At 64.4% G+C, this 21,702-nt stretch carries 22 protein-coding genes and 1 pseudogene; 11 read left to right on the forward strand and 12 right to left on the reverse strand.

What is annotated here, in order from left to right; genetic code table 11:
- From IC66_RS0136695 to IC66_RS0136710, 4 genes and pseudogenes are all read left to right on the forward strand, one after another.
- Nucleotides 1-351 (forward strand): annotated as a pseudogene (locus IC66_RS0136695) (peptidase); the annotation flags it as partial.
- Nucleotides 348-815, forward strand: a complete 468-nt coding sequence (locus IC66_RS0136700; RefSeq protein WP_038950932.1) for a DUF2269 family protein — start codon at nt 348-350, stop codon at nt 813-815. The pseudogene IC66_RS0136695 and the gene IC66_RS0136700, both read left to right, overlap by 4 nt.
- Nucleotides 816-823: 8 nt before the next feature.
- The gene (locus IC66_RS0136705) at nt 824-2,143 is read left to right on the forward strand and encodes an SDR family oxidoreductase (RefSeq protein WP_038950933.1); all 1,320 of its coding nucleotides are present in this window, start codon (nt 824-826) and stop codon (nt 2,141-2,143) included.
- The gene (locus IC66_RS0136710; RefSeq protein WP_038950934.1) at nt 2,143-2,550 is read left to right on the forward strand and encodes a thiol-disulfide oxidoreductase DCC family protein; all 408 of its coding nucleotides are present in this window, start codon (nt 2,143-2,145) and stop codon (nt 2,548-2,550) included. Before IC66_RS0136705 ends, IC66_RS0136710 begins: the two co-directional genes overlap by 1 nt.
- 178 nt (nt 2,551-2,728) lie before the next feature.
- Here IC66_RS0136710 and IC66_RS0136715 read toward each other — a convergent pair whose 3' ends face one another.
- The 7 genes from IC66_RS0136715 to IC66_RS0136745 all read right to left on the reverse strand — a co-directional run bounded on the left by IC66_RS0136715 (nt 2,729) and on the right by IC66_RS0136745 (nt 9,687).
- Nucleotides 2,729-3,976, reverse strand: coding sequence for a flavin monoamine oxidase family protein (locus IC66_RS0136715; RefSeq protein ID WP_038950935.1), 1,248 nt, complete (start codon nt 3,974-3,976; stop codon nt 2,729-2,731).
- A 156-nt stretch (nt 3,977-4,132) separates the two neighbouring features.
- On the reverse strand, nt 4,133-5,959 hold the full coding sequence (gene typA, locus IC66_RS0136720) for a translational GTPase TypA (protein WP_038950936.1): 1,827 nt from the start codon (nt 5,957-5,959) through the stop codon (nt 4,133-4,135).
- Nucleotides 5,960-6,196: 237 nt separating this feature from the next.
- Nucleotides 6,197-6,478: a hypothetical protein gene (locus tag IC66_RS0136725; RefSeq protein ID WP_038950937.1), complete on the reverse strand. Its 282-nt coding sequence runs from the start codon at nt 6,476-6,478 to the stop codon at nt 6,197-6,199.
- Entirely contained in the window at nt 6,475-6,702 is a 228-nt protein-coding gene (locus IC66_RS43005; RefSeq protein ID WP_038950938.1) for a DUF308 domain-containing protein, read from the reverse strand. Before IC66_RS43005 ends, IC66_RS0136725 begins: the two co-directional genes overlap by 4 nt.
- Entirely contained in the window at nt 6,699-8,144 is a 1,446-nt protein-coding gene (locus IC66_RS0136735) for a radical SAM protein (RefSeq protein WP_038950939.1), read from the reverse strand. The genes IC66_RS43005 and IC66_RS0136735 overlap by 4 nt, the downstream gene beginning before the upstream one ends.
- On the reverse strand, nt 8,125-8,841 hold the full coding sequence (locus IC66_RS0136740; protein WP_038950940.1) for a prolipoprotein diacylglyceryl transferase family protein: 717 nt from the start codon (nt 8,839-8,841) through the stop codon (nt 8,125-8,127). The genes IC66_RS0136735 and IC66_RS0136740 overlap by 20 nt, the downstream gene beginning before the upstream one ends.
- 81 nt (nt 8,842-8,922) lie before the next feature.
- Complete coding sequence (locus IC66_RS0136745; RefSeq protein WP_028139294.1) at nt 8,923-9,687, reverse strand: Crp/Fnr family transcriptional regulator; 765 nt, start codon at nt 9,685-9,687, stop codon at nt 8,923-8,925.
- 179 nt (nt 9,688-9,866) lie between these two features.
- On the opposite strand from IC66_RS0136745, the gene IC66_RS0136750 reads away from it, so the two are divergent.
- On the forward strand, nt 9,867-10,250 hold the full coding sequence (locus IC66_RS0136750) for a response regulator (protein ID WP_028139293.1): 384 nt from the start codon (nt 9,867-9,869) through the stop codon (nt 10,248-10,250).
- Between the two features lie 3 nt (nt 10,251-10,253).
- Here IC66_RS0136750 and IC66_RS0136755 read toward each other — a convergent pair whose 3' ends face one another.
- Together IC66_RS0136755 and IC66_RS0136760 are read right to left on the reverse strand one after the other, a co-directional pair.
- Nucleotides 10,254-11,795, reverse strand: coding sequence for an alkaline phosphatase D family protein (locus IC66_RS0136755; RefSeq protein WP_038950941.1), 1,542 nt, complete (start codon nt 11,793-11,795; stop codon nt 10,254-10,256).
- A gap of 181 nt (nt 11,796-11,976) precedes the next feature.
- Entirely contained in the window at nt 11,977-13,422 is a 1,446-nt protein-coding gene (locus tag IC66_RS0136760; RefSeq protein WP_028139291.1) for a TAXI family TRAP transporter solute-binding subunit, read from the reverse strand.
- Between the two features lie 153 nt (nt 13,423-13,575).
- On the opposite strand from IC66_RS0136760, the gene IC66_RS0136765 reads away from it, so the two are divergent.
- Nucleotides 13,576-13,866, forward strand: a complete 291-nt coding sequence (locus IC66_RS0136765; protein ID WP_028139290.1) for a 4a-hydroxytetrahydrobiopterin dehydratase — start codon at nt 13,576-13,578, stop codon at nt 13,864-13,866.
- Between the two features lie 98 nt (nt 13,867-13,964).
- Nucleotides 13,965-14,354, forward strand: coding sequence for a YkvA family protein (locus tag IC66_RS0136770; protein WP_038950942.1), 390 nt, complete (start codon nt 13,965-13,967; stop codon nt 14,352-14,354).
- 225 nt (nt 14,355-14,579) lie between these two features.
- On the opposite strand, the gene IC66_RS0136775 is transcribed toward IC66_RS0136770, so the two are convergent.
- The 3 genes from IC66_RS0136775 to IC66_RS0136785 form a co-directional block, all read right to left on the reverse strand.
- Entirely contained in the window at nt 14,580-15,740 is a 1,161-nt protein-coding gene (locus IC66_RS0136775) for a TAXI family TRAP transporter solute-binding subunit (protein ID WP_038950943.1), read from the reverse strand.
- Nucleotides 15,741-15,758: 18 nt separating this feature from the next.
- Nucleotides 15,759-16,619 (reverse strand): hypothetical protein, encoded by an 861-nt coding sequence (locus tag IC66_RS0136780; protein ID WP_038950944.1) that lies wholly within the window; start codon nt 16,617-16,619, stop codon nt 15,759-15,761.
- Between the two features lie 316 nt (nt 16,620-16,935).
- Nucleotides 16,936-17,910, reverse strand: a complete 975-nt coding sequence (locus tag IC66_RS0136785; RefSeq protein ID WP_038950945.1) for an NADPH:quinone oxidoreductase family protein — start codon at nt 17,908-17,910, stop codon at nt 16,936-16,938.
- A 219-nt stretch (nt 17,911-18,129) separates the two neighbouring features.
- Between IC66_RS0136785 and IC66_RS0136790 the strand changes: the two genes are divergently transcribed.
- From IC66_RS0136790 to IC66_RS0136805, 4 genes are all read left to right on the forward strand, one after another.
- On the forward strand, nt 18,130-18,969 hold the full coding sequence (locus IC66_RS0136790) for an SDR family oxidoreductase (RefSeq protein WP_038950946.1): 840 nt from the start codon (nt 18,130-18,132) through the stop codon (nt 18,967-18,969).
- Between the two features lie 117 nt (nt 18,970-19,086).
- Nucleotides 19,087-19,734, forward strand: a complete 648-nt coding sequence (locus IC66_RS0136795) for an invasion associated locus B family protein (RefSeq protein WP_028139284.1) — start codon at nt 19,087-19,089, stop codon at nt 19,732-19,734.
- A gap of 191 nt (nt 19,735-19,925) precedes the next feature.
- Nucleotides 19,926-21,131, forward strand: coding sequence for a 23S rRNA (adenine(2503)-C(2))-methyltransferase RlmN (rlmN, locus tag IC66_RS0136800; RefSeq protein WP_038950947.1), 1,206 nt, complete (start codon nt 19,926-19,928; stop codon nt 21,129-21,131).
- 166 nt (nt 21,132-21,297) lie between these two features.
- On the forward strand, nt 21,298-21,702 hold a 405-nt coding region (locus IC66_RS0136805), incomplete at its 3' end, for a hypothetical protein (protein ID WP_038950948.1).

The raw sequence follows: 21,702 nt of genomic DNA on the forward strand, positions 1-21,702 counted from the left end.
GCCGCGATCACAGTATTTGCGCCAGGGCGCGGCGGCCATGCCAATGATGAGCCGAACCGGATCTGCGCGCCACACACGCTTCTTGCCGCCGCTGCAGAGTTCGGCAAGGGCGCGCGCATTCCTGTCACATGGCTCGTTGCAACCAATGACAGCTATTTTTCGCCGGCGTTTTCAAAGGGCCTGGCCGACGCATTTCGCGGCAGCGGCGGCAAAGTCGACTTCCACACCTCGCCGGCCGCCGGCAGCGAGGGGCACTGGATGATCGAAAGTGAGGCCGGCGTCAAAGCCGCGAGCGGGGAGCTCGTGGGTGCGCTGAATAAGGGCAGGCCAACCGCGACCAAGAAGCCATGACGCTGTATTTCCTGGTCAAATTTCTCCATGTGCTCGGCGCCATCGTCATCCTCGGCACCGGAACCGGCATCGCCTTCTTCATGCTGATGGCGCATCGCACCGACGATGCGGAGTTCATCGCGCGCACCGCTTCGGTCGTCGTCATCGCGGACGCAATCTTCACACTGTCGGCCGTGCTCCTCCAGCCGGTCACGGGCGGCTTGCTGATGATGCTCTCGGCGACGTCGATCACCGAGCGCTGGCTGCTCGCCTCGCTCGTGTTGTATGCCGTCGCCGGCCTGTTCTGGATCCCTGTCGTGTTCATGCAGATCGAGATGCGCGATCTCGCGCGAAAGGCCGCGGAGCAGCACAAGGCGCTGCCACAACGATACTTCGTCCTGTTTCGCCGCTGGTTCGCGTTCGGCTTCCCCGGTTTCGGCGCGACGATGCTGATCCTCTGGCTGATGGTTGCAAAGCCGTTTTGAGAGCCGTGATGAACCAGCGAACCATCTTGGTGCTCGGCGCCTCCGGCCTGATCGGCCGCTTCGTTACGGACGATCTTCGCTCGCGTGGCTTTCGCGCGCTTGGCGTGGCGCGCAGCCTGTCGCCGGCGCAGAAGACGAGCGCGCTAGATATCGAGCTGCCGATCCTCTCGTTCGACGCGCCTGCGTTCACACGGCTATTGCGCGAGCATGCGGTGGATGTCGTCGTAAACTGTCTCGGCGTGCTCCAGGACGGCCCCGGCAGCGACACAGGTGCCGTGCATCGCGATTTCGTCGCGCGCCTGCTTACGGCGATCACCGACAGCGGCCGCGCGATCCGGCTGGTGCACATCTCGATCCCCGGAGCGGCCGAAGCCGATCGCACCGCCTTCGCAACGACCAAGCGCGAGGCCGAGCGCCTGATCGCGGCCTCAGGCATTACGCACGCCATCCTGCGGCCCGGCTTCGTAATCGCACCGTCCGCTTATGGCGGCAGCGCCATGCTCCGCGCGCTCGCTGCCTTCCCACTCAACCTGCCCGACAAGGAGATGGCGACGTCGTTCCAGCCCGTTTCCATCGAGGATATTTCGGCCACCATCGCCTGGCTCACCGCGCGCGACATCGACGATGCCTCTGTAAAAGCCGCGAGCTGGGATCTGATGCAGGCTGAGCCGGTCACCATGGCCGGCGTCATCAAACAGTTCCGCCTTGCGTTCGGCACGGCCGGGTGGCCGCATGTCGCGATGCCGTCCTTCATGCTCGATCTTGGCGCTAAGATCGGCGATCTCGCCAATTATCTCGGCTGGATGCCGCCGATGCGCTCCACGGCCATCGCCGAGCTGCGCCGCGGCGTGCGAGGTGATCCCTCGGCATGGATCGCCGCCACGGGCATCGCACCGAAGACGCTGGTCGATATGATTGGTCGTCATCCCGCGACCGTCCAGGACAAATGGTTCGCGCGGCTATTCCTGGTCAAGGCGCTGATCTTCGCCAGCCTCGTCATGTTCTGGCTCGTCTCCGGCTTCATCGCGCTGTTCGTGTCCTACCGTGCCGCCGCCGGCATCCTGACGGCGCACGACTTCCCGGCCGCGCTGGTCGATCCCATCACCATCGGCACCAGCCTGATGGACATGAGCATTGGCGCGATGATTGCCTTTCGCCGCACCGCGGCGACCGGGCTCGTTGCTGGCATCGTCGCCTCGCTCGGCTATATGTTCGGTGCGGCGGTGCTGACGCCCGATCTCTGGATCGAACCGCTCGGCGCGCTGGTGAAGACGGGGCCGGCGATCGTGCTGATGTTAGTGGCGCTCTTGACGCTGGATAATCGCTGATGAGCAAATGGCCCGATGACGACGTGATCCTGTTCGACGGCGTCTGCGTCTTCTGCTCGCGCTGGGTCCGCTTCGTCGCGCAGCGCGACATGGCGAAGCGGTTTCGCTTCACGCCGATCCAGTCGGAGTATGGAGCCCGGCTCGCGCGGGCGTTCGGCATCGATCCCGATGATCCCGACACCAATGCCGTGGTTCATGGCGGTGAGGTGTACATGAAGTCGGATGCTGCACTGACGGTATTGTCTCTGCTTCCCCGCTGGAGTTGGGTGCGCGTGCTGTTCGCCGTAGCGAAGCCGCTGCGGGACCCCGTGTACAGCCTCATCGCGCGCAACCGCTATCGCATCTTGGGCAAGTATGACGCGTGTTTCGTGCCTGATGCAGATTTGCGGGCGCGAGTGATCGAGTGACGCGACAGCGGCGCCACAAGATTGGTGTCGTCCCGGCGAACGCCGGGACCCATAACCACAGGACGAAGTTTGGCGAAGACTGGAAGTTAGGGTCAATCCGCGGTACGCGCACCACGCGTGACTGAAAGATCACGCGGTATGGGTCCCGGCGTTCGCCGGGACGACATTGGTGGGGAGGTTAGCGCTTCCCGATTGCCGCCAGCACTTCCGTCGCCGCCCGTTCCCCGCTGTCCCGCGCCCCATGCGCGGTCGTGAAGAAGGTTGGCGATGTCGCCTCGCCGGCGAAGAACAGCCGGCCATCGACCGGCGCGGCCAGCACGGCGCGATCCCCGGCGTGGCCGGGCAGCGCATGCGAATAGGAGCCTCGCGCGAACGGATCATGTGCCCAGCGCGACTCGTACAGCGGCTTCAGCTTGCGGCGGATGTCGTTGCCGAGAAAGCCGGCGATCTCGTCGATGCTATGCGCGGCGATGGCGCCGTCGCCGGAATCTTCCAGCGCGCGGGCGAAGCTGCCGCCGAAGAAGCCTTCGATGCAGGGCTGACCGAACGGGCGGATATGGTAGGTGCCCATCGCGGTGCGCATGGCGGCGCCGCGCAAGTTTGCTTCCTTGGGAAAGGCTTCGGCGTCCTCGAGCGCGAGCGTCACCTTGTCGTCGACGCCGAGCGGCAGGCCCGCTGCCGCGTCGACCTTGGACCGTAACGGCGGCGAAAAGCGGATCGTCTCATCGGCGATGAGATTGGTCGGCACCGTGACGATCACCTTGTCCGCGGTCAGCGTCCCCTGCGAGGTTTCGAGGCGGACCCGCGGGCCGGAATGATCGATCAGCGCGACGTTGCAGTTCAACGCCACCGGGCAGGGCGCGCCATAGGCCGTCACAAGCGCGCCATAACCGCGGCGGACGCGCCAGTTGAGACCAGAATCCTCATAGGCGTCCCAGTCCAGCGTCGACATGTCCTCGAGTTCGCAGCCGTTGATATAGGTCGAGATCGCGTCGATCATGGGATTCCAGCGATTGTCCGCCTCGAGGCTCCGACTCGCAGGCTCATCCTTGCCCTTCTGCGCTGCTTCCCAGAGGCGCTCATAGAACGCGTCCATCGCGCGCATGAAATCGTCGCGCTCGCTTTGCGGAAACGCGTTGCCATAGGCGCGCTCGCGCCAGGGCGGCAGGTCCTTGTTGAGCTCGAAACCGAGCCGCTGCGCGATCGAAACGAAGGAGTTCTTGTCCGCCGAGTGCAGCCAGCCGCAGCCGACGTCGAAGGTCACGTCAGGTGAGGCCTGTACGGTCCAGGCGCGGCCGCCGAACCTGTTCCGTGCCTCCAGCACGATCGCGGAGAGACCGGAGCCCGCAAGCGCGTGTGCAGCGCCGAGGCCGGCGGCACCGGCGCCGACGATCGCGACGTCCACGGAGGAGGGGAGGGAGGTCATGGGCGGGCTCTAGCACGTTCGTTGGGTGTGCTGAAGCCGGACGGGTAAACGCTTTTGTAGGGCGGGCAAAGGCGCTCTTGCGCCGTGCCCACCATCGTCCATAGGTGGGCACGCTTGCGCTTTGCCCACCCTACGGCACTACGGAGAACGGTGGCCTTACGCCACCGCTTCCTTGGCCTTCTCCGCGCGCTTGCGCTCGTTCGGGTCGAGGTGCTTCTTGCGCAGGCGGATCGACTTCGGGGTGACCTCGACGAGCTCGTCGTCCTCGATATAGGCGAGCGCCTTTTCCAGCGTCATGCGGATCGGCGGGGTCAGGCGCACGGCTTCGTCCTTCGAGGTCGTGCGGATGTTGGTGAGCTGCTTGCCCTTGAGCACGTTGATCTCGAGATCGTTGTCGCGGGTGTGCTCTCCGACGATCATGCCCTTGTAGACCTTCCAGCCGGGCTCGATCATCATCGGGCCGCGGTCTTCCAGCTTGAACATGGCGTAGGCCACCGCGTCGCCCTGGTCGTTTGAGATCAGGACGCCGTTGCGGCGGCCCTGGATCTCGCCCTTGTACGGGGCGTAGCCGTGGAACAGGCGGTTCATGATCGCGGTGCCGCGGGTGTCGGTGAGCAGCTCGCCCTGGTAGCCGATCAACCCACGGGTCGGCGCGTAGAACACCAGGCGCTGACGATTGCCGCCCGAGGGCTTCATCTCGATCAGCTCGGACTTGCGCTCGCTCATCTTCTGCACGACGACGCCGGAATGCTCCTCGTCGACGTCGATCACGACTTCCTCGATCGGCTCCAGGGTGGCGCCGGTGGCTTCGTCCTTCTGGAACACGACGCGCGGGCGCGACACCGAGAGCTCAAAACCCTCGCGGCGCATGGTCTCGATCAGGATCGCGAGCTGCAATTCGCCGCGGCCCGAGACTTCCATCGCGTCCTTGTCGGAGGCTTCGACGACGCGCAGCGCGACGTTGCCTTCGGCCTCGCGGAGCAGACGGTCGCGGATCATGCGGCTCGTCACCTTGTCGCCTTCAGTGCCGGCGAGCGGGGAGTTGTTGACGATGAACGACATCGACACGGTCGGCGGATCGATCGGCTGCGCCGGCAGCGGCACTTCGACGGTCGGATCGCAGAAGGTGTCGGCGACGGTGCCCTTGGTCAGGCCGGCAATGGCGACGATGTCGCCGGCTTCGGCTTCCTCGAGCGGCGTGCGCTCGAGACCGCGGAACGCCAGGATCTTGGTGATGCGCCCGGATTCGACCAGCTTGCCCTCGGCGTTGAGCACCTTGACCTGCTGGTTCGGCTTGAGGATGCCGGACGAGATGCGGCCGGTGATGATGCGGCCGAGATAGGGGTTGGCCTCCAGGATGGTGCCGATCATCCGGAACGGACCTTCCTCGACCTTCGGCGGCGCGACGTGACGCAGGATCAGGTCGAACAGCGGCTCCATGCCCTTGTCCTTCGGACCCTCCGGGCTGTCAGCCATCCAGCCCTGCTTGGCCGACCCGTAGAGGATCGGGAAGTCGAGCTGTTCCTCGCTGGCGTCGAGCGCGGCGAACAGGTCGAACACCTCGTTGATGACTTCGGTCGGGCGCGCGTCGGGGCGGTCGACCTTGTTGATGACGACGATTGGCTTGAGGCCGACCTTGAGCGCCTTGGAGACCACGAACTTGGTCTGCGGCAGCGGGCCTTCAGCGGCGTCCACCAGAACCAGGGCGCCGTCCACCATGTTCAGGATGCGCTCGACCTCGCCGCCGAAATCGGCGTGGCCGGGGGTGTCGACGATGTTGATGCGGGTGTCCTTCCACTGCACCGAGGCCGCCTTGGCCAGGATGGTGATGCCGCGCTCGCGCTCCAGGTCGTTGGAGTCCATGGCGCGATCGGTCACCTTCTGGTTCTCGCGGAACGTGCCGGACTGCTGGAGGAGTTTGTCGACCAGGGTCGTCTTGCCGTGGTCGACGTGAGCGATGATGGCGACGTTACGGAGGTTCATGAGTGAGCTTCTTTGGTTCGAACAATGGGTTAAGCGCGATCTCGCCGGTCGGACCGGGACCTCTTCTCGAAACAACGCTGGAAGACTGGAAACGGGGCGCTTTCCGCCCAAAAAGGAAGCCCGGCCATATCGACCGGGCAGCCTACGCGTTGCGGCGCAATATATGCAAAAACCGCCAAAAAACAATGCGTTCTTTGGGCCTTGGTTGACTGAATTTTGCCCGGGAATTCCCGGGGCTTAGCTGCCGTTCCGGGCCGGCGGGGCCTTTCGCCCCATGATGGCCGCCCAGATCAAGACGACGCCTCCGATGCCGATGACTAGTCCCAAAAACACCAGCGACGCGATGTCGGAGGGGATCTGGCCACCCTCGACCACCGACATTCCGCCGAACAAGAGCGCGCAGAGCCCTGGCAGCAGCATGAAGATGCCGGCGATCGCCATCAGCGCGGTCAGGCAGCCGCTGCGCTGTTGCTGGTTCTGCGGAGGCACTGCCGGTGGGTTGGGGCTGGACTCGCTCATGGTCTCTTTCTCGCTGCCCTGATCAGCATCACGCCGGCAAATGCCACCAGCAGTGCGAGGGCGAGGATGGGGGTAAAGCGGGTGTCGAAGTGGGACGACTGGGTCTGGTCGAAGGCAAAGATCAAAGCGCAGATGCCGGGCAGCAGCAGGATAACCCCAAACATCACCATGAGCGCGGTGACGCATCCGCTTCGCGACGGTGGAAGTGGAGGCGTCTCGCTCAACGAGGCATCTCCTCGCGCTGCGTAGCTTCCCGATAAGTGTCGCCGCGCAGCGCCGCGCGAATGCCGTCGATCTTTCCGTTCCGGTAGAACAGATTGTAGGTGTCGAACGGAATGATCGCGCCTTGCTCTGTCACGAAATGGATGCAGCTTCGCTTGACGTTGCCGACGCAGAAATTGAAGCGATCGAGAAACTGCACGATGGTGACGCGGAACACGTTCTCGTAAGAGAGTCCTTCCGGCACCTGAAAGCTCGGCAGGCAGCAAAGCAATTCGCAGACACGCTCGCTCGTGTTCAGCGGCCCCGATGACAGCGAGAACAGATCGACGAATTTCTCCCGCAGCACCGGATATTTCTCCGGGCTGATGGTGTTGGGCATCACGGCGACGAGCTGCTCCTGCGGAATCAGCGAGGTCAGCGGCAGCACCTTCTCGCCGTTGCGCAGGCCGTAGCCGATCGAGATGCTCTCGGGGTTGCAGGGCAGCGGGATCATGTCCTTGTCACCGAACACGCCGGTCTCGATCACGCGCTTGCGGATCTCCGACAGCATGATGCGGTCGGTATTTTTGTCGAAATTCTCGTTGCGGCCGGCGTCCTGCACCGGCTGCAGCGTGACGCCGCGCACGCATGTCCAGGTCAGCGCGTGGCGGACGATGTCGCCGATCTCGGCATCGTTGACGCCGCGCTTGATGGTCGCGACCAGCGTGGTCGACACGCCAAAATGCTCGAGGTTCTCCAGCGCCTGCTGGCGGATTTTTCGCAAATCCGCGCCGCGCAAGTCGATCAGCGCGTCGCGCTGCAGCGAATCGAACTGGAGATAGACCTCCAGCCCGCGCCTGTTCTCGGCGAGCCGCGCCACGAAATCCTTTTCGCGGGCGATGCGCAGGCCGTTGGTGTTGATCATGACGTGCCGGATCGGGCGGGTGCGCACCGCGTCCAGGATCTCGAAGAATTCAGGATGCAGCGTCGGTTCGCCGCCGGAGATCTGCACGAGATCGGGCTCGCCCTCGCTTGCGACCAGCGCGTCCAGCATCTTCTCGACTGTCGCGAGCGGGGTAAATTTCGTTCGTGCCGGCGAGGATTCCGCAAAGCAGACCGGGCAGGTTAGGTTGCAGTGCTCGGTGATCTCGATCAGCGCCAGGCAGGAATGCTGCTCGTGGTCGGAACAGAGACCGCAATCATAGGGACAGCCGAATTCGGTGCGCTGCTGGAATTGCAGCGGTCGGTCACCTGGCTTGATGAAATCCTTGCACAGGCGCCAATAGGCGGCATCCGTCGACACCAGCGTCGACTGGACGCCGTGCTCCCTGCAGCGCTTTTCGTACCAGACCTCGTTATCCAGGATCTGGATCTTGGTCGGCACCAGCTTCAGGCAGGTCTCGCAAAGAGATTGGGTCTGGCCCCAGAAAATATAGGGACGCGACTTACGCAACGGCGCGTTCATGCATGGGTCTCGCTTTGGGCGCCGTCGCCAGCATGACGCCGGCGTAGAGCAAAATGGACAGCGACAGCAGGTGAAACAGGGTGAAGGGGCCGATCAGCGTGCCGTAGGGCTTGAGGAATTCCCACGCGAAGCGTTGCGCTCCATAATAGGCAAGAACCAGGTAGAAACCATTGGTGATCACAAAGGCGTTCCGGTTCACGACGGCGAGCACATAGAGCAGCGCGAATACGGCCATGGCCGCGCTCTCATAGAGCTGCACGGGATGGCGCAGCATGCCGTCGCCGAAATCATGGGCCCATGGCAGCGCCGTCGGCGTGCCATAAGTGAAGTCGTCGAGGCCTGCGAAGTAGCAGCCGAGCCGGCCGATCGCGATGCCGAGCGCCAGCGGCAGCGCAAAACGGGCACCGGTTCGCGCGGCGATCCCCGCGGACCATTTGTAGAGCTCGATCGCCACGATGCCGCCGGCAATCGCGCCCTCCACCGAGCGCGCAATGCCGCTCTCGCCCGACAGCCACAGATTGGCGGAGCCGAACAGGTAGGCCCCGAGGCCCGCGCCGAACACCAGCGCGGCGATATAGGGCAGCTCAAAGGATTGCGCCGGAAACTGCAGGCGCTGCCGCGACAGCCAGTAGACGGCCGCCGCCGCCGCCAGCCACGCCAAGACGTCGAAGATGGTGTGTAGGAAAGCCCCGCTCATGCGGGGGATATTAGCCCAGGTTCCGGCCGTGCGGGATAGTGCGCCTGCTCGTTCTCCACGCCGGGGAAGCGAGGCGGATCGCTAGCTGGCCTCCCGCTCCTCGGTCGGATAGACGCCGCGCAGCACCTCCTCGAAGTGCATTTTCACCGCGTCGTTGCACAGGCAGGCGCGAAGCCTCAGGCCGTCGCGGTTGCGAACCAGGATCGATCCGCGCCTCGTGTCGAGAATCCGTTCCGCCTTGAACGATTGAAGCACGCGGCTGGCATAACTGCGACCAACGCCCAGCAGCGTCGCAAGCTGTTCGTGGGTCAGCGGCACGCTATCCTCGTCGCCGGTGCGCTCCATCGCCGCCAAGATCCATTTGGCTGTCCGCTGTTCGATCGAATGGATCGCATTGCAGGCGGTCGACTGGAAGATCTGCGCCAGCATGCAATCGGCGTAGCGGGCAAAGATGTTGCGCAGCGACGCCGAGCGCAGCTTGGCCGCTTCCAGCTTGGCGACATGAACGCGCGCAAACGGGCCGCCGAATTTCACGCAGATCCGGGTATAGGCCGGCAGGAATCCCTCGCTGACGATGCCGCCCACCGCGCCTTCGCGACCGACCAGGATGGTCTCGACGTCTCGGCCATCCTCGTTGGGCACGAGAAAGGTCGCGAGCGCGGGTCCGCAGGGGAAGTGGACGACCTGGACATCGTCACCGGGGCTGTAGAGCAGCTGGCTGGCGGCGGAGTTTTCGACGGTCACGTGCGGTGCGAGCAGGGCGTAGTCTGCCTGGTTCAAACGCCGCAACAAATTGTTGGCCGGACGGCTCTCGACCTCGGTCATCTTGCTGATACGCGCATCCATCGTGAACTCCCATCCTCCTCCCACCTTAACGAGTTCCGTGCATTCCCTGTGTGCACAAGTGGACAGACTGGAGAACGACAATGTGGTGGGTTTCGTTCCGGGAACCCTCCGATGCGCTGTGCGCAGGCATCGTGTCGCGGCAGTCCTGATCCGAACCCCCCCACACACAAGATGCGATCATGACACCCGCACTTTCCAATGGCTCAAGCTGGCCGGCCGATGTTCTGATCGTCGAAGACGACCCGATCATCGCGATCGATTTCGAGGACCGTCTGCTCGGGTTTGGGGTGACGGGCGTGCGGACCGTCGGCTCGGTGACGCAGGCGCTCGGCGCCATCGCCAAGCGTGCGCCCGACTTCGCGCTGCTCGACGTCGAGTTGATCCGCGAGACGAGCTTTGCGGTCGCCGCGCGGCTGGCCGCGCTGAAGATCCCGTTCGTCTTCGTTACCGGCTATGGCGCCGAGGCGCGCATTCCGCCTGAATTCTCCGGCCAGCCGCGGTTGCAGAAGCCGTGCTCGAGCGACGCGCTGGAGGCGGCGCTGAAGGTGCGCGCCCTCGATTAGCGATCAGGCCTGCTTCGGATCGAGCGTGGTCGACCATAGCGCGACGTCGGCGCGGTCGCGCAAGGTCACCGTCATTTGGCCCGAGGCGCCGTCGATCTTGACGTGACCGAAGAACTGCATGCCGGCGGAGGGCGGCAGGTTCTGGCTGTCCTTGCCCGGCGCCTTGACGAAGCGCACCTCGGGCCCAAACGTGTTGTCGAGCGCGTTCGGACCGAACGTGCCGGCATGCAGCGGACCCGACACGAATTCCCAGAACGGCTCGAACTCCTGGAATTGTGCCTTGTTCGGATCGTAATAATGCGCGGCAGCGTAGTGCACGTCCGCCGTCAGCCACACCGTGTTGCTGATCGGCGCCATTTTGATGAAACGCAGCATGTCGGCAATCTCGAGCTCGCGGCCGCGCACCGGGCCGTCACCCTGCGCGACCGCTTCCGAGCCGCCCTTCGGCGTGTCCGAGACGACGAGGCTGAGCGGCATGTCGGAGGCGATCACCTTCCAGGTCGCGCGCGAATTGAGCAGGCCGCGCTTGAGCCAGGCGATCTGGTCCGGGCCGAGGAAGTAGCTGGCGGGGCCGTAAGCGGTGTCCAGATTGGCGCCGTTCGGACCGCGATAGCTGCGCTCGTCGAGCACGAACACGTCGAGATGCGGGCCGTAGGAGATCTGGCGATAGACCCGGCCCGGCTCAACGATGCTCTCGCGCATCGGATACATCTCGTGGAAGGCGCGGCCCGCGCGGGCGGCGAGCAAGGCGACGTCGCGCTCCTTGTAGGCGGCCGGCAATTCCTTCGACAGCGACCAGTTGTTGGTCACCTCGTGGTCGTCCCATTGCACGAAGATCGGCACCTCGGCATTGAAGGCGCGGAGGTTTTCGTCGGTGAGATTGTATTTGTGCGCGGCGCGGTACTCGTCCAGCGTCTCGGCGACCTTGGCCTTCTCGGGGATGGTGACGTTCTTCCAGATCTTGCCGTCGGCGAGCTTCACCTCGGATTGAATCGGGCCGTCGGCGTAGATGGTGTCGCCCGAGTGCAGGAAGAAATCCGGACGGTGCTTGCGCATCGCCGAGAAGGTGAACATGCCGTCGTCGTCGGGATTGATGCCCCAGCCCTGGCCGGCGACGTCTCCGCCCCAGACGAAGCTGACGTCGCGGCGGTCGGCCGGCGCGGTGCGGAAGCGGCCGACCACCGGCTCGCCCTCGATGGCGCTGTGGGAGAGATCGCGGAAGCGGACGCGGTAAAAGATGTCCTGGCTAGCAGGCAGGTTCTCGATCAGCATCTTCGCGGTGAAGTCGCTCTCGGGGAGCGCTGCGATCGGCGGTAGCGCGCGGGCATCCCTGAATGACTCCGTCGTCGCCACCTCGACCAGCATCTGCGCGGGCCGATCGGTGCGCGCCCACACCACGCCGCCGTCGACAGTGACGTCGCCCGACTGCACGCCATGAGTGACCATCGGCCGATCGGCCGCGCGCGAGAGATAGGGCATCGCCATCGTGCCGAGCGCACCGGCGCCGGTGGCAAGGAAGCGGCGGCGGGAGAATTTGATGTTCATGGGACGCGTCCGCTGGCTACTGTCTTGCGCTGTCATTCCGGAGCGCGCGAAGCGCGAATCCGGAATCTCGAGAATCCCCGGTACGCAATTGCGCACCTGCGGTCTGGTCCTTCGGACCATCCCGGAATGACCGTGGGAGCTATATTGAGACAATGTGACGCAGCGATAACGCGCGCAAGCGTTACGCGTTGCCGGCGGCCCTGAACTGGGCGCCGGCGCGCTGCAGGTTCTGCGGCAGGCTGAACAGCACCGCCTTGCGGTCGGCGACGGCGGCGTGGAACTGATCCAGCGCGATGTTGAAGGCGGTGAGCGCGGCTTCCTCGATCGCGCCGTGATCGAAGCAGCGCAGCGTGTCGCGCAGGATCTCGTCAGCCTCGGTCTGCATCTGGTCGAGCTCTTCGGTCGTCTCGCATCTGCGTGCGGCGGCGATCATGTCGAGCAGCCGTTCGCGCTGATGGTTGTTGTTGTCGCGCTCGTCCTTCTTCAGATAGCCGGCGAACCAGGCGCCGATCGAGCCCATGGCGGACAACGCCATCAGGCTCCACCAGATGTAGTCGCTGTATTTGTCGAGGAAGGTCTTTTCCTCGCCGTCGACGAAGGCGGCAGCGCCCGGATGCACCGGGATCACCGCATCCTTGTCGGTGTCGGGCGTTTCGATCTTCGCCGCCAGCGGGAATTCCGTCACCAGTTGCTGGCGCACGGCGAAGAGCTGGCGCGTGAACGCTGCGATGGTGGTTTCGGACACGCCTTTGCGCGCCACGACGTGGTGCGAGAAGCTGATGGTCTTGACCTCGTCATCCGGGCGGGCGGGCGAGCCGCCATAGGTGCCGGCGGGAATCTCGGACGCTTCGTAGACCGGGTGGTTCTGCGCGATCGCATCCGCGGACTCGATCGCGAGGAAGCTGGGCGCGCCGAAATCCTTGGTGGAGGCGGCGATCGCATCTGCCGTGATTTTGCTGTTGACCGGGCCGGCCGCGAGATAGACGTCGGCCTTCTGGGCCTTGATCGCTTCGGCGACCTCGTTGGCCGGGAATTGCACGATCTCGACCTTGGCGGGATCGACGTTGTATTGCTGGAGGATCACCTTGAGCAGATTGACGTTGGCCTGGGTGCGGCCGACCACGCCGACGCGATGGCCGGCGAGCTGCGAGATCTTGGTAATCTTCGCGCCCCGCTTCTTGCCTTTGCCCGGTACGGACCACAGCACCACGACGTTCTTGCGCAGGGTCGCGACCGCTTGCGCGTTCTTGGGCACGTCGAGGTCGCCGCGCACGATGGCGAGATCGACCTTGCCTTCCGCAAGCGCATTGGCGCTGGCGGTGGCGCCGTCGGTCTGGATCGGTCGCAGCCGCACCTGGCCCTTGCTCTGCGTGAAGGCCTGCGTCAGCGCCTGCACGACCTTGACGTCGTCGCTGTTGGCGGGACCGACCGCGATCTTCAACGTGACGGGCCGCATGGCGAAGTAGTAGCCGCCGACGAGTGCGCCGATGATGGCAAGCACGAGCGCAAGAGACACGAGCGCGGTCTTCCGCGCCGCGGATCGCGGCGAAGGCGGAGAGGGCGTTTCGGCCAGGTCCAATCCCCCGGTCATCGATCTCCCAAACAGGCGCTTCAGGCTCAGTTTCATCTTGGCCGGCGATTTACGCCCGTAATTGTAGCAAATTTCTTGTCCGGCGGGGTTACATCTCCGTCATGGTTAGCGGATGGCGGAAATCCCGTATGAACCCGGGCGTCAGCGGGGTGTTAGGGTAAAGTTCCCCTGAAGGACGGAGATAGGACCATGGCAGAACGGCTCTCGGCGGAGGCGCGCAGGCAGGCGCTGGGCGGACTACCCGGTTGGGGCGAGGTTCAGGGCCGGGATGCCATCGGTAAAAGCTTTATCTTCAAGGATTTCAACGAGGCGTTCGGCTTCATGACCCGCGCCGCGCTGGCCGCCGAGAAGATGGATCACCACCCCGAATGGCGCAACGTCTACAAGACGGTGGAGGTGGTGCTGTCGACCCACGACGCCGGCGGCGTCACGGCGCTCGACATCGCGCTGGCCAAGACGATGAACGCGATCGCAGGCTGAGACCGGCCGACGTCTTGCAGTGATCGGCCACATCCCCATCTTGTGATCAGCCGGGATGCGGCGGTCCGCCGCCCGGGCTGAACGGGAGTTTGTCGAACATGGCTGCCGAACACAGCGTCGGTTTCGAGCCGGCCGATCGGCTCGCGGAAGATCGCGAGAGCGTGCGCCGCCGCTTCTGGCGCAAGCTGAAGCGTGTCGCCGCGCAGCTGCCGTTCGCGGAAGACCTGCTTGCTGCTTATTACTGCGCGTTCGACCGGCAGACCCCGCGCCACGTCCAGGCCGCGCTGTTAGGTGCGATCGCCTATTTCATCCTGCCGTTCGATTTCGTCGCCGACGTGATGCCGGTCCTCGGCTTCGCCGACGACGCCGCCGTGCTCGCCACCGCCATCCGCATGGTTTCCAGCCACATCACGAATGAGCATCGCGAAGCCGCGCGCGCTGTGCTGAAGCGCGGGGTGGGTGAGATGGAAGAAGGCGCGGCGCAGTAGGCGCGACCTGCCAACGCTGTCATTCCCCGCGACCCGGCTACGCCAAGGCTTCGCCGGGGTTGAGGTCCAGGGGCGCCGAAGCTTTAGCGAAGGCGGCAGGCGGGGAATCCAGTACACCGCGGCCCTCGGTTCAATCGTGACTGCCTCTGGAAGACTGGATCGCCCGCCCCAGCGCGCAAGTGCGTACAAGGCGGGCGATGACAGTGAGTGTGAGGATGAAACTCGCTACTTCTTCCCCGCCTCCACCCGCGCCTTCTCCGCGTCCCATGCCTGGAATTGCTTGAATAGCGTTTCCCTGTCCGCGTCAGACACGTTTGCGGCCGTGGGGCTCTGCTTCAGGAACGCCTCGAATCGTTGCCGTGTCACCGGCTCGACGCCGTGCTTGTCGAGCCATTGCTGCGCCACCGGCAATCTGTTCCACCCCGACAGGGGTGCCGCGAGCGAGACCTCCTTCCATTTGGGATGGAAAGGCGCGTTCTGGAGCGCCGGGAATTTCGTGAAGAACGCGTCCACGAACAGCGCGAGCTTGCGATAGCGCTCGGTGTTTGGCGCCCAGCTATAGGCCGCGAGCACCGCCGGCACCGCGATGGTGTCCACGCTCTCGCCCTCCTTGATCAGGTTCGGATAGTCCTTGGTCGTCAGCGTCGCCGGCAGATAGTCGCTCTGGAGCGGCTTTGCATAGTCAACCTTGGCAAGATGGAAGCGGCCGTCATTGTTGAAGGTCGAGACCGATTTGTACGGCTTGCCGCCGACCACGATGACGGCGTCGATCTCGCCAGCCTTCAATTTCTCCATCGCGATGCGCTGCTCGACATAGACGAAGTTCGCCTTGATCCCGAGCCGCTCGAACACCGTGAGCGCGGTGACGAAGGTGCCGCCATTGGGCAGGTCGACGCTGACCTTCTTGCCTTCGAGGTCTTTCAATGTCGCGATCGATTTCGGCGCGATCACCTGCATCTCTTCGTTGTAGAGCTTTGTCACATAGGTGAACTGCTTCTTGATGTCCTTGGCAAAACCCTTGCGCTCGAGATAGTCGAGCGTGTCGGCCCGCACGATGCCGAGATCGACGCCTTGCAGGAACAGGATGTCGGCAACGCTCTGCACCGAGCCGCGGCCGACGATCGGCAGCACGCGGATCTTGTTGCCGTCGTCGAGCACCGAGGCGAGGTCGGCGCCGAACTGCACGTAGGTGCCGCCGATCGTGCCGGTGATCAGCGTGACGGTGTTGGCATTCAGCGCCTGCTTGGTCGAGGTCGAGCCGAACTGGAAGATGGCCTTCAGGCCGTCCGAGACCTTGGCCGGATCGTATTCGGTCTGCTCGGCGCCGGCGGTGGAGGCATAGATCGTCATGATGGCGGCAAGTGCCATTCCAAAAGCGTTACGCATGATGTCCCCTGAAGAGTTCTAATTCTGAAACCGGACGAGGCGCTGGCGCGCCTCCGCCGATCCGAGTGATGCAGCCCGCTGGTACCAGTCACGTGCGGCGGATGCGTCGGCAATGACACTTCGCGCATCGCTGGTGCCGAGCACCGTGGGATCATAGGTCTGCGCCAGCAGAAGCGCGGCCGTTGCATCTTGCGCATTGGCCGCGCGTTCGAGCAGCAGCCGCGCTGCGGCGATGTCACCGATCCTCAACAGGCTCTTCGCGCGCGTCATCAACCCTGCCAGCGTGTCGGCGTCGAGCGTCCTGACCGGCTCAGGCGGTGCAGGCTGTGCCGCGACGGGCTCCGGTGCCTGCACTGGTGCTTGCACCGGTCCTTGCGCTTGCAGCGCAACCTGATAGGCGGTCGCTATCGCTTCGCGGCTTGGCACCAGCGGTGCAGGGAGGTCCCGTGAGTCGGCGCTCGCCCGCGTCGTGTTGGACACGCGGGCCGGATCCTTGAGCGGGGTCTGCGGTGTCGCCGGCGCAATGGCCGACGCCATGGCCATGTCCGGCGCGACCCCCACCCAGCTACCGGCATTGGCGGTCAAGAAGCCGCGAAAGTCGGATTGATACAGTACGGCCAGAACTGCCAGGGTGGACGCTGCCAGAACAGCGGCGAGAACACGCGGCACAATTCTGGAACGCAACTCCACCGGCGTATATTCGCTTGGGTCCGGCGCGCCGAGCGGATCGGACAGGAACAGCGGAATCGGATCGTCCTGCGAAAGATCGGCCCGTGCGGCGCGCGCACGGACAAAGGACGCGGTCGGTGGATGTGATGCGGCTCGATGGAAGTCGAGCGCACTCGACTCCTTCGACGGGCGGTACGCCGTCGTCTCCATGGTGATGCTCCCCATTACTAACGCAACGCAGGGGCATTCCCGGCTTCAGTCTTTTTATTGTTGTCCAGAAGTACCCCGCAAACTGGAGCCGGTAAATCGCCGTCTGAATCAGCCCAAAAAACGACGACGATTTGCGCGAATCGGGAGAGATTTGGGTTTGATTGCGGCGAGGCCGGGGAATGCACCGCAATTTTGGCGGGCATGGTTGAGGGAGCTTTACCAGGCGACGGCGCACGAAAAAGCTGGCGCAGCTTCAGCGACGCCAGCGATTCGAGCGGTGACGGTTGTGTATGTGGCGATGGCGATGCCTACATCCTCACGGATGCAAAATCACCTTGCCCATGGCCTGACGTCCCGCGAGCACCTTTAGTGCATCCGCCGTCTGCGCCAGCGGGAAAGTGCGGTCGACATGCGACGAGATCTTTCCTTCCGCGGTCCACTTCACGAGCTTCTCGAGATTGGCGCGGTTCTTCTCCGGATTCTGCCGCGTCCATGCGCCCCAGAACACGCCGCGGATGTCGCAGCCCTTCAAGAGCGCGAGGTTCAGCGGCATCTTCGGAATGTCGCCCGCGGCGAAACCGATCACGAGGAAGCGGCCTTCCCACGCGATCGAGCGCAGCGCCTGCTCGGCATAGGCACCACCAACCGGATCGAAGATGATGTCGACGCCCTTGCCGCCCGTGAGTTTTCGCAAGCCCTCCTTCAGATCCTCCTTGGCGTAGTTCAAGGTCAGCTCGGCGCCATGCGCCTTCGCGAATTCGAGCTTCTCGTCCGACGAAGCGCAGGCGATCACCTTCAATCCCATCAGCTTGCCGAGCTCGCAGGCGGCAAGGCCGGTGCCGCCGGCCGCGCCTAACACGGCAAGCGTCTCGCCCGGCTTCGGGCTGGCGCGATCTTCCAGCGCATGCAGCGCCGTCCCGTAGATGATGATGATGCCGGCCGCGCGGTCGTAGTCGAGATTGTCGGGGATCTTCACGATCGACGCCGCCGGCAGCGCGATCTTCTCGCGCGCGCCGTTGTGGCCGCAGGAAGCGACGACGCGATCGCCGACCTTCAGATCGGTCACGCCGGCGCCGATGCTCTCGATCACGCCCGCGACTTCCGCGGCCGGCGAGAACGGGAATGGCGGCTTGATCTGGTACTTGCCCTGAATCATCAGGATGTCGAAGAAGTTCAGCGCCGCCGCCTTGATCGCGATCACCGCTTCGCCGGGACCGGCCACCGGATCCGGCACTTCAGCCAGCACGAGATCGTCAGGCTGGCAATATTGCGAGCAGAGGATGGCTTTCATGGCGGCACCTTGGGCGTTTCGAGTGGAATTATAGTTTGGCCGTTTCTGCCGGATTTGGGCACGGGCGACAATCCGGTTTCTTTGCTGGATGCCATGTTCGGCCTATCCTCGTCATTGCGAGCGGAGCGAAGCAATCCAGACTATTTCCGCGGGACGGATTCCGGATTGCTTCGCTGCGCTCGCAACGACGGAGCAAGAAGAAAGGGGAGGATTCAAACGATGTTTGAAACAGGCCTGCTGAGGGACAAGCGCATCCTCGTCACCGGCGGCGGCTCGGGCCTCGGCGCCGCGATGGGGCGCCGTTTCCTTGCACTCGGCGCCGAGCTCGTGATCTGCGGCCGCAAGCTCGACCGGCTGGACGCAACCGCGAGCGAGATGCGCGACGAGACAGGTGGCAAGGTCACGACGATCGCCTGCGACATCCGCGACGGCGCGGCCGTCGACAGCATGATGGAGCAGATCTGGCGCGAGGCGCCGCTCGATATCCTCGTCAACAACGCCGCTGCGACGTTCATCGCACAGAGCGAGCATCTATCGTTCCGAGCAGCCGATGCGATCCTGGCGCCGACGCTGCATGGCGCGATGTATTGCACGCTCGCTGCCGGCAGGCGCTGGATCGAGGACAAGCATGGCGGCGTCGTGCTCTCGATCCTCTCGACCTCGACCATCACCGGCCGCGCCTTCACCGTGCCGTCGGCGATGGCGAAGTCGGCGCTGCTGGCGATGACCAGAAGCCTCGCGGTGGAATGGGGGCCGAAAGGCATCCGCACCGTCGCCATCGCCCCGGGTCCGTTCCCGACCGCGGGCGCGTCGGGGCAGCTCCGCCCCGAAGGCCGTGAGGAAGGCTGGACCGCGCGCAATCCGCTCGGCCGGACCGGGGAGCACAGCGAGCTTGCCGATCTCGCCAGCTTCCTGGTCTCGGACCGCGCCGGCTACATCAATGGCGAGATGGTCGTCATCGACGGTGGCGCGCATCTGCGCAGTTCCGGCGCCGAGGATTTATTGCGTTGGACCGAGACGCAATGGGCCGACCAGCGCGCCGCGCGATCCAAACCTTAAGGCGCCGCTGATACCGCTAACTGCCTTCCCAAATTGGACTTTCCCGGCTATCCCTGCCGGGGGACAAAGCGCGGCCGGGCCATCTTCCAGTCACAATATTGAGGGAACCACTCCAGCATGTGGCGGGTGCTATCTTTAGCTTTGATGATCGGCATGATGACGTGCGGGATCGCCGATCTGGCGCGGGCGCAGACGGCGCAACCGGCGCCGAAGGCCGCACCGAAGTCGGCGGCTCCGCCGGCCAATACGACTGCAAAGAGCGCGGCAAAGCCCGAGAGCAAGCCTGCGGCGCCGCCCGCGGCGGTTGCGGGTGGCGCGGAGCCGACCCTGATCGGCCAGTTCGGCACCTGGGGCGCTTATTCGGCGACGCCCAACGGCAAGAAGGTCTGCTTCGCGCTGGCCAAACCCTCGTCGTCGAAGACAAATCCGCCGAATCGGCCGCGCGATCCCGCTTATGCCTTCGTCTCGACCCGTCCGGCCGAGAAGGTGAACAACGAAGTCTCGGTCATGATCGGCTACGCGCTGAAGCCGGGCTCGGAATCGTCGGTCGAGGTCGGCGGCGCCGCCTTCGCCATGTACACGCAGGGCGACGGCCTCTGGATCAAGAACGCGGCCGAGGAGGAGCGGATGGTCGAAGCCATGCGCAAATCCGCCGAGCTGGTCGTCAAGGGGGTGTCGGCCAAGGGCACCGAGACGACCGACACGTTCTCGCTGAAAGGCCTCGCCCAGGCCCTGGACAAGATCGCCCAGGATTGCCGGCGGTAAGCCTCTCGGCTTAGTCCTTTAAGGCTAAGCGACAGCCACGGTCGCAATCGGCTGTTCCGGTTGCTATATAGGGCCGGTTCCAAGTTTTTCCGTCTTTCCGGGATGGTCCGAAGGACCAGACCCGGAATCTCGAGGTTCCGGGTTCGACGCTTCGCGCCGCCCCGGAACGACCACCTAGTCAGGTCCATTCAATGCAACCGACGACGACCGAGCCGCATAACGCAATCCTGGTGGAGAAGACGCCACTCGAGACCTATGTGCCGCCGGCGAGGCCCTCGCTGATCGGTCTGTCGCGCACGGAGCTTGCCGATCGCCTCGGCGAGATCGGCGTCACGCCGGCGCAGCGCAAGATGCGCGTGCAGCAGCTCTGGCACTGGCTCTATTTCCGCGGCGCTCAGAGCTTCGACGACATGACCTCGATCTCGAAGGGCATTCGCGCCGAACTCGCGCAGCATTTTACGGTCGACCGGCCCGAAGTCGTGACCGAGCAGATCTCCAACGATGGCACCCGCAAATGGCTGCTGCGTCTGCCGAGCGGCGACAATGTCGAGCGCGCCCATGAAGTCGAGTGCGTCTACATTCCCGAGACCGATCGCGGCACGCTCTGCGTCTCCTCGCAGGTCGGCTGCACGCTGAACTGCTCGTTCTGCCACACCGGCACCCAGCGGCTGGTGCGCAATCTCACCGCGGGTGAGATCGTCGGACAGATCATGGTGGCGCGGGATCGATTGAATGATTGGGCCGATCGCGAGGACGGCACGCGCCGCGTCACCAACATCGTGATGATGGGGATGGGCGAGCCGCTCTACAATTTCGACGCGGTGCGCGACGCGCTGCTGATCGTCGGCGACAATGAAGGCATCGGCATCTCCCGCCGCCGCATCACGCTGTCGACCTCGGGCGTGGTGCCGAACATCGTGCGCGCCGGCGAGGAGATCGGCGTCATGCTCGCGATCTCGCTGCACGCGGTGCGCGACGAGCTGCGCAACGAGCTGGTGCCGCTCAACCGCAAATATCCGATCAAGGAGCTGCTGCAGGCCTGTCGCGATTATCCCGGCGCCTCGAATGCGCGCCGCATCACCTTCGAATATGTGATGCTCAAGGGCGTCAACGATTCGCTCGACGATGCAAAATTGCTGGTGAAGCTGCTCAAGGGCATTCACGCCAAGATCAACCTGATCCCGTTCAATCCCTGGCCCGGCACCGCGTACGAGTGTTCGGACTGGGACCAGATCGAAAAATTCTCCGAATACATCTTCAACGCCGGCTATTCCTCGCCGGTGCGCACGCCGCGCGGCCGCGACATCCTCGCCGCCTGCGGCCAGCTCAAGTCGGAGACCGAGAAGCTCAGCGCACGCGAACGCCAGGCGCTGCGCGCCATGGCGATGACGGATTGAGGATGACACCGTACTCGACGTTCGTCATGGCCGGGCTTGACCCGGCCATCTGCATTTATGAGCTGTCATTCCGGGGCGCGCGTAGCGCGAACCCGGAATCTCGAGATTCCGGATTCGGCGCTGCGCACCGCTCCGGAATGACGATGATACGCAACAGGTCCATCAGATGTCCCTGATCGGCCGCCTCATCGTCATCTTCATCGGCTTCCTTGCCGCCTGCTTCGTCGGCGGCATGATCGTCGTCGTCGCCCTGCTGTTTCCGGAGTTCGCCGATCTCGGTGCCGGCCCCGTCGATCAGGGCACGATCGACATTTTGCTGGGCTTCGGCTTCATCTTCGTCTCCGGCTTTGCGCTGGTGCCGGCGGCGGTGATCGTTGCGATCACTGAGGCGCTCTACATCCGCAGCGCGCTCGCTTATGCCGTTGGCGGCGGCCTCGTCGGGCTTGGCTGCTATCTCGGCCTCGTTCCCTTTCACTCCGACACATTTCAGTTCGAAGGCATCGTGCGGCGCCATCTGGAGATCATGACCGGCGCCGGCATCGTCGCCGGCGTGGTCTACTGGCTGGGGGGC

This window comes from Bradyrhizobium genomosp. III, from assembly GCF_000261705.1.
Lineage (GTDB): Bacteria > Pseudomonadota > Alphaproteobacteria > Rhizobiales > Xanthobacteraceae > Bradyrhizobium > Bradyrhizobium ottawaense.

What these genes read in the sequence shown, in the direction of transcription:
- IC66_RS0136790 (WP_038950946.1), top strand. Translation starts at nt 18,130, where the DNA reads ATGTTTGAAACAGGCCTGCTGAGGGACAAGCGCATCCTCGTCACCGGC.
- IC66_RS0136750 (WP_028139293.1), top strand. Translation starts at nt 9,867, where the DNA reads ATGACACCCGCACTTTCCAATGGCTCAAGCTGGCCGGCCGATGTTCTG.
- IC66_RS0136710 (WP_038950934.1), top strand. Translation starts at nt 2,143, where the DNA reads ATGAGCAAATGGCCCGATGACGACGTGATCCTGTTCGACGGCGTCTGC.
- rlmN (WP_038950947.1), top strand. Translation starts at nt 19,926, where the DNA reads ATGCAACCGACGACGACCGAGCCGCATAACGCAATCCTGGTGGAGAAG.
- IC66_RS0136795 (WP_028139284.1), top strand. Translation starts at nt 19,087, where the DNA reads ATGTGGCGGGTGCTATCTTTAGCTTTGATGATCGGCATGATGACGTGC.
- IC66_RS0136735 (WP_038950939.1), bottom strand. Translation starts at nt 8,144, where the DNA reads ATGAACGCGCCGTTGCGTAAGTCGCGTCCCTATATTTTCTGGGGCCAG.
- IC66_RS0136715 (WP_038950935.1), bottom strand. Translation starts at nt 3,976, where the DNA reads ATGACCTCCCTCCCCTCCTCCGTGGACGTCGCGATCGTCGGCGCCGGT.
- IC66_RS0136705 (WP_038950933.1), top strand. Translation starts at nt 824, where the DNA reads ATGAACCAGCGAACCATCTTGGTGCTCGGCGCCTCCGGCCTGATCGGC.
- IC66_RS0136770 (WP_038950942.1), top strand. Translation starts at nt 13,965, where the DNA reads ATGGCTGCCGAACACAGCGTCGGTTTCGAGCCGGCCGATCGGCTCGCG.
- IC66_RS0136740 (WP_038950940.1), bottom strand. Translation starts at nt 8,841, where the DNA reads ATGAGCGGGGCTTTCCTACACACCATCTTCGACGTCTTGGCGTGGCTG.
- IC66_RS0136725 (WP_038950937.1), bottom strand. Translation starts at nt 6,478, where the DNA reads ATGAGCGAGTCCAGCCCCAACCCACCGGCAGTGCCTCCGCAGAACCAG.
- IC66_RS0136765 (WP_028139290.1), top strand. Translation starts at nt 13,576, where the DNA reads ATGGCAGAACGGCTCTCGGCGGAGGCGCGCAGGCAGGCGCTGGGCGGA.
- IC66_RS0136700 (WP_038950932.1), top strand. Translation starts at nt 348, where the DNA reads ATGACGCTGTATTTCCTGGTCAAATTTCTCCATGTGCTCGGCGCCATC.
- typA (WP_038950936.1), bottom strand. Translation starts at nt 5,959, where the DNA reads ATGAACCTCCGTAACGTCGCCATCATCGCTCACGTCGACCACGGCAAG.
- IC66_RS0136745 (WP_028139294.1), bottom strand. Translation starts at nt 9,687, where the DNA reads ATGGATGCGCGTATCAGCAAGATGACCGAGGTCGAGAGCCGTCCGGCC.
- IC66_RS0136760 (WP_028139291.1), bottom strand. Translation starts at nt 13,422, where the DNA reads ATGAAACTGAGCCTGAAGCGCCTGTTTGGGAGATCGATGACCGGGGGA.
- IC66_RS0136755 (WP_038950941.1), bottom strand. Translation starts at nt 11,795, where the DNA reads ATGAACATCAAATTCTCCCGCCGCCGCTTCCTTGCCACCGGCGCCGGT.
- IC66_RS0136775 (WP_038950943.1), bottom strand. Translation starts at nt 15,740, where the DNA reads ATGCGTAACGCTTTTGGAATGGCACTTGCCGCCATCATGACGATCTAT.
- IC66_RS0136785 (WP_038950945.1), bottom strand. Translation starts at nt 17,910, where the DNA reads ATGAAAGCCATCCTCTGCTCGCAATATTGCCAGCCTGACGATCTCGTG.
- IC66_RS0136780 (WP_038950944.1), bottom strand. Translation starts at nt 16,619, where the DNA reads ATGGAGACGACGGCGTACCGCCCGTCGAAGGAGTCGAGTGCGCTCGAC.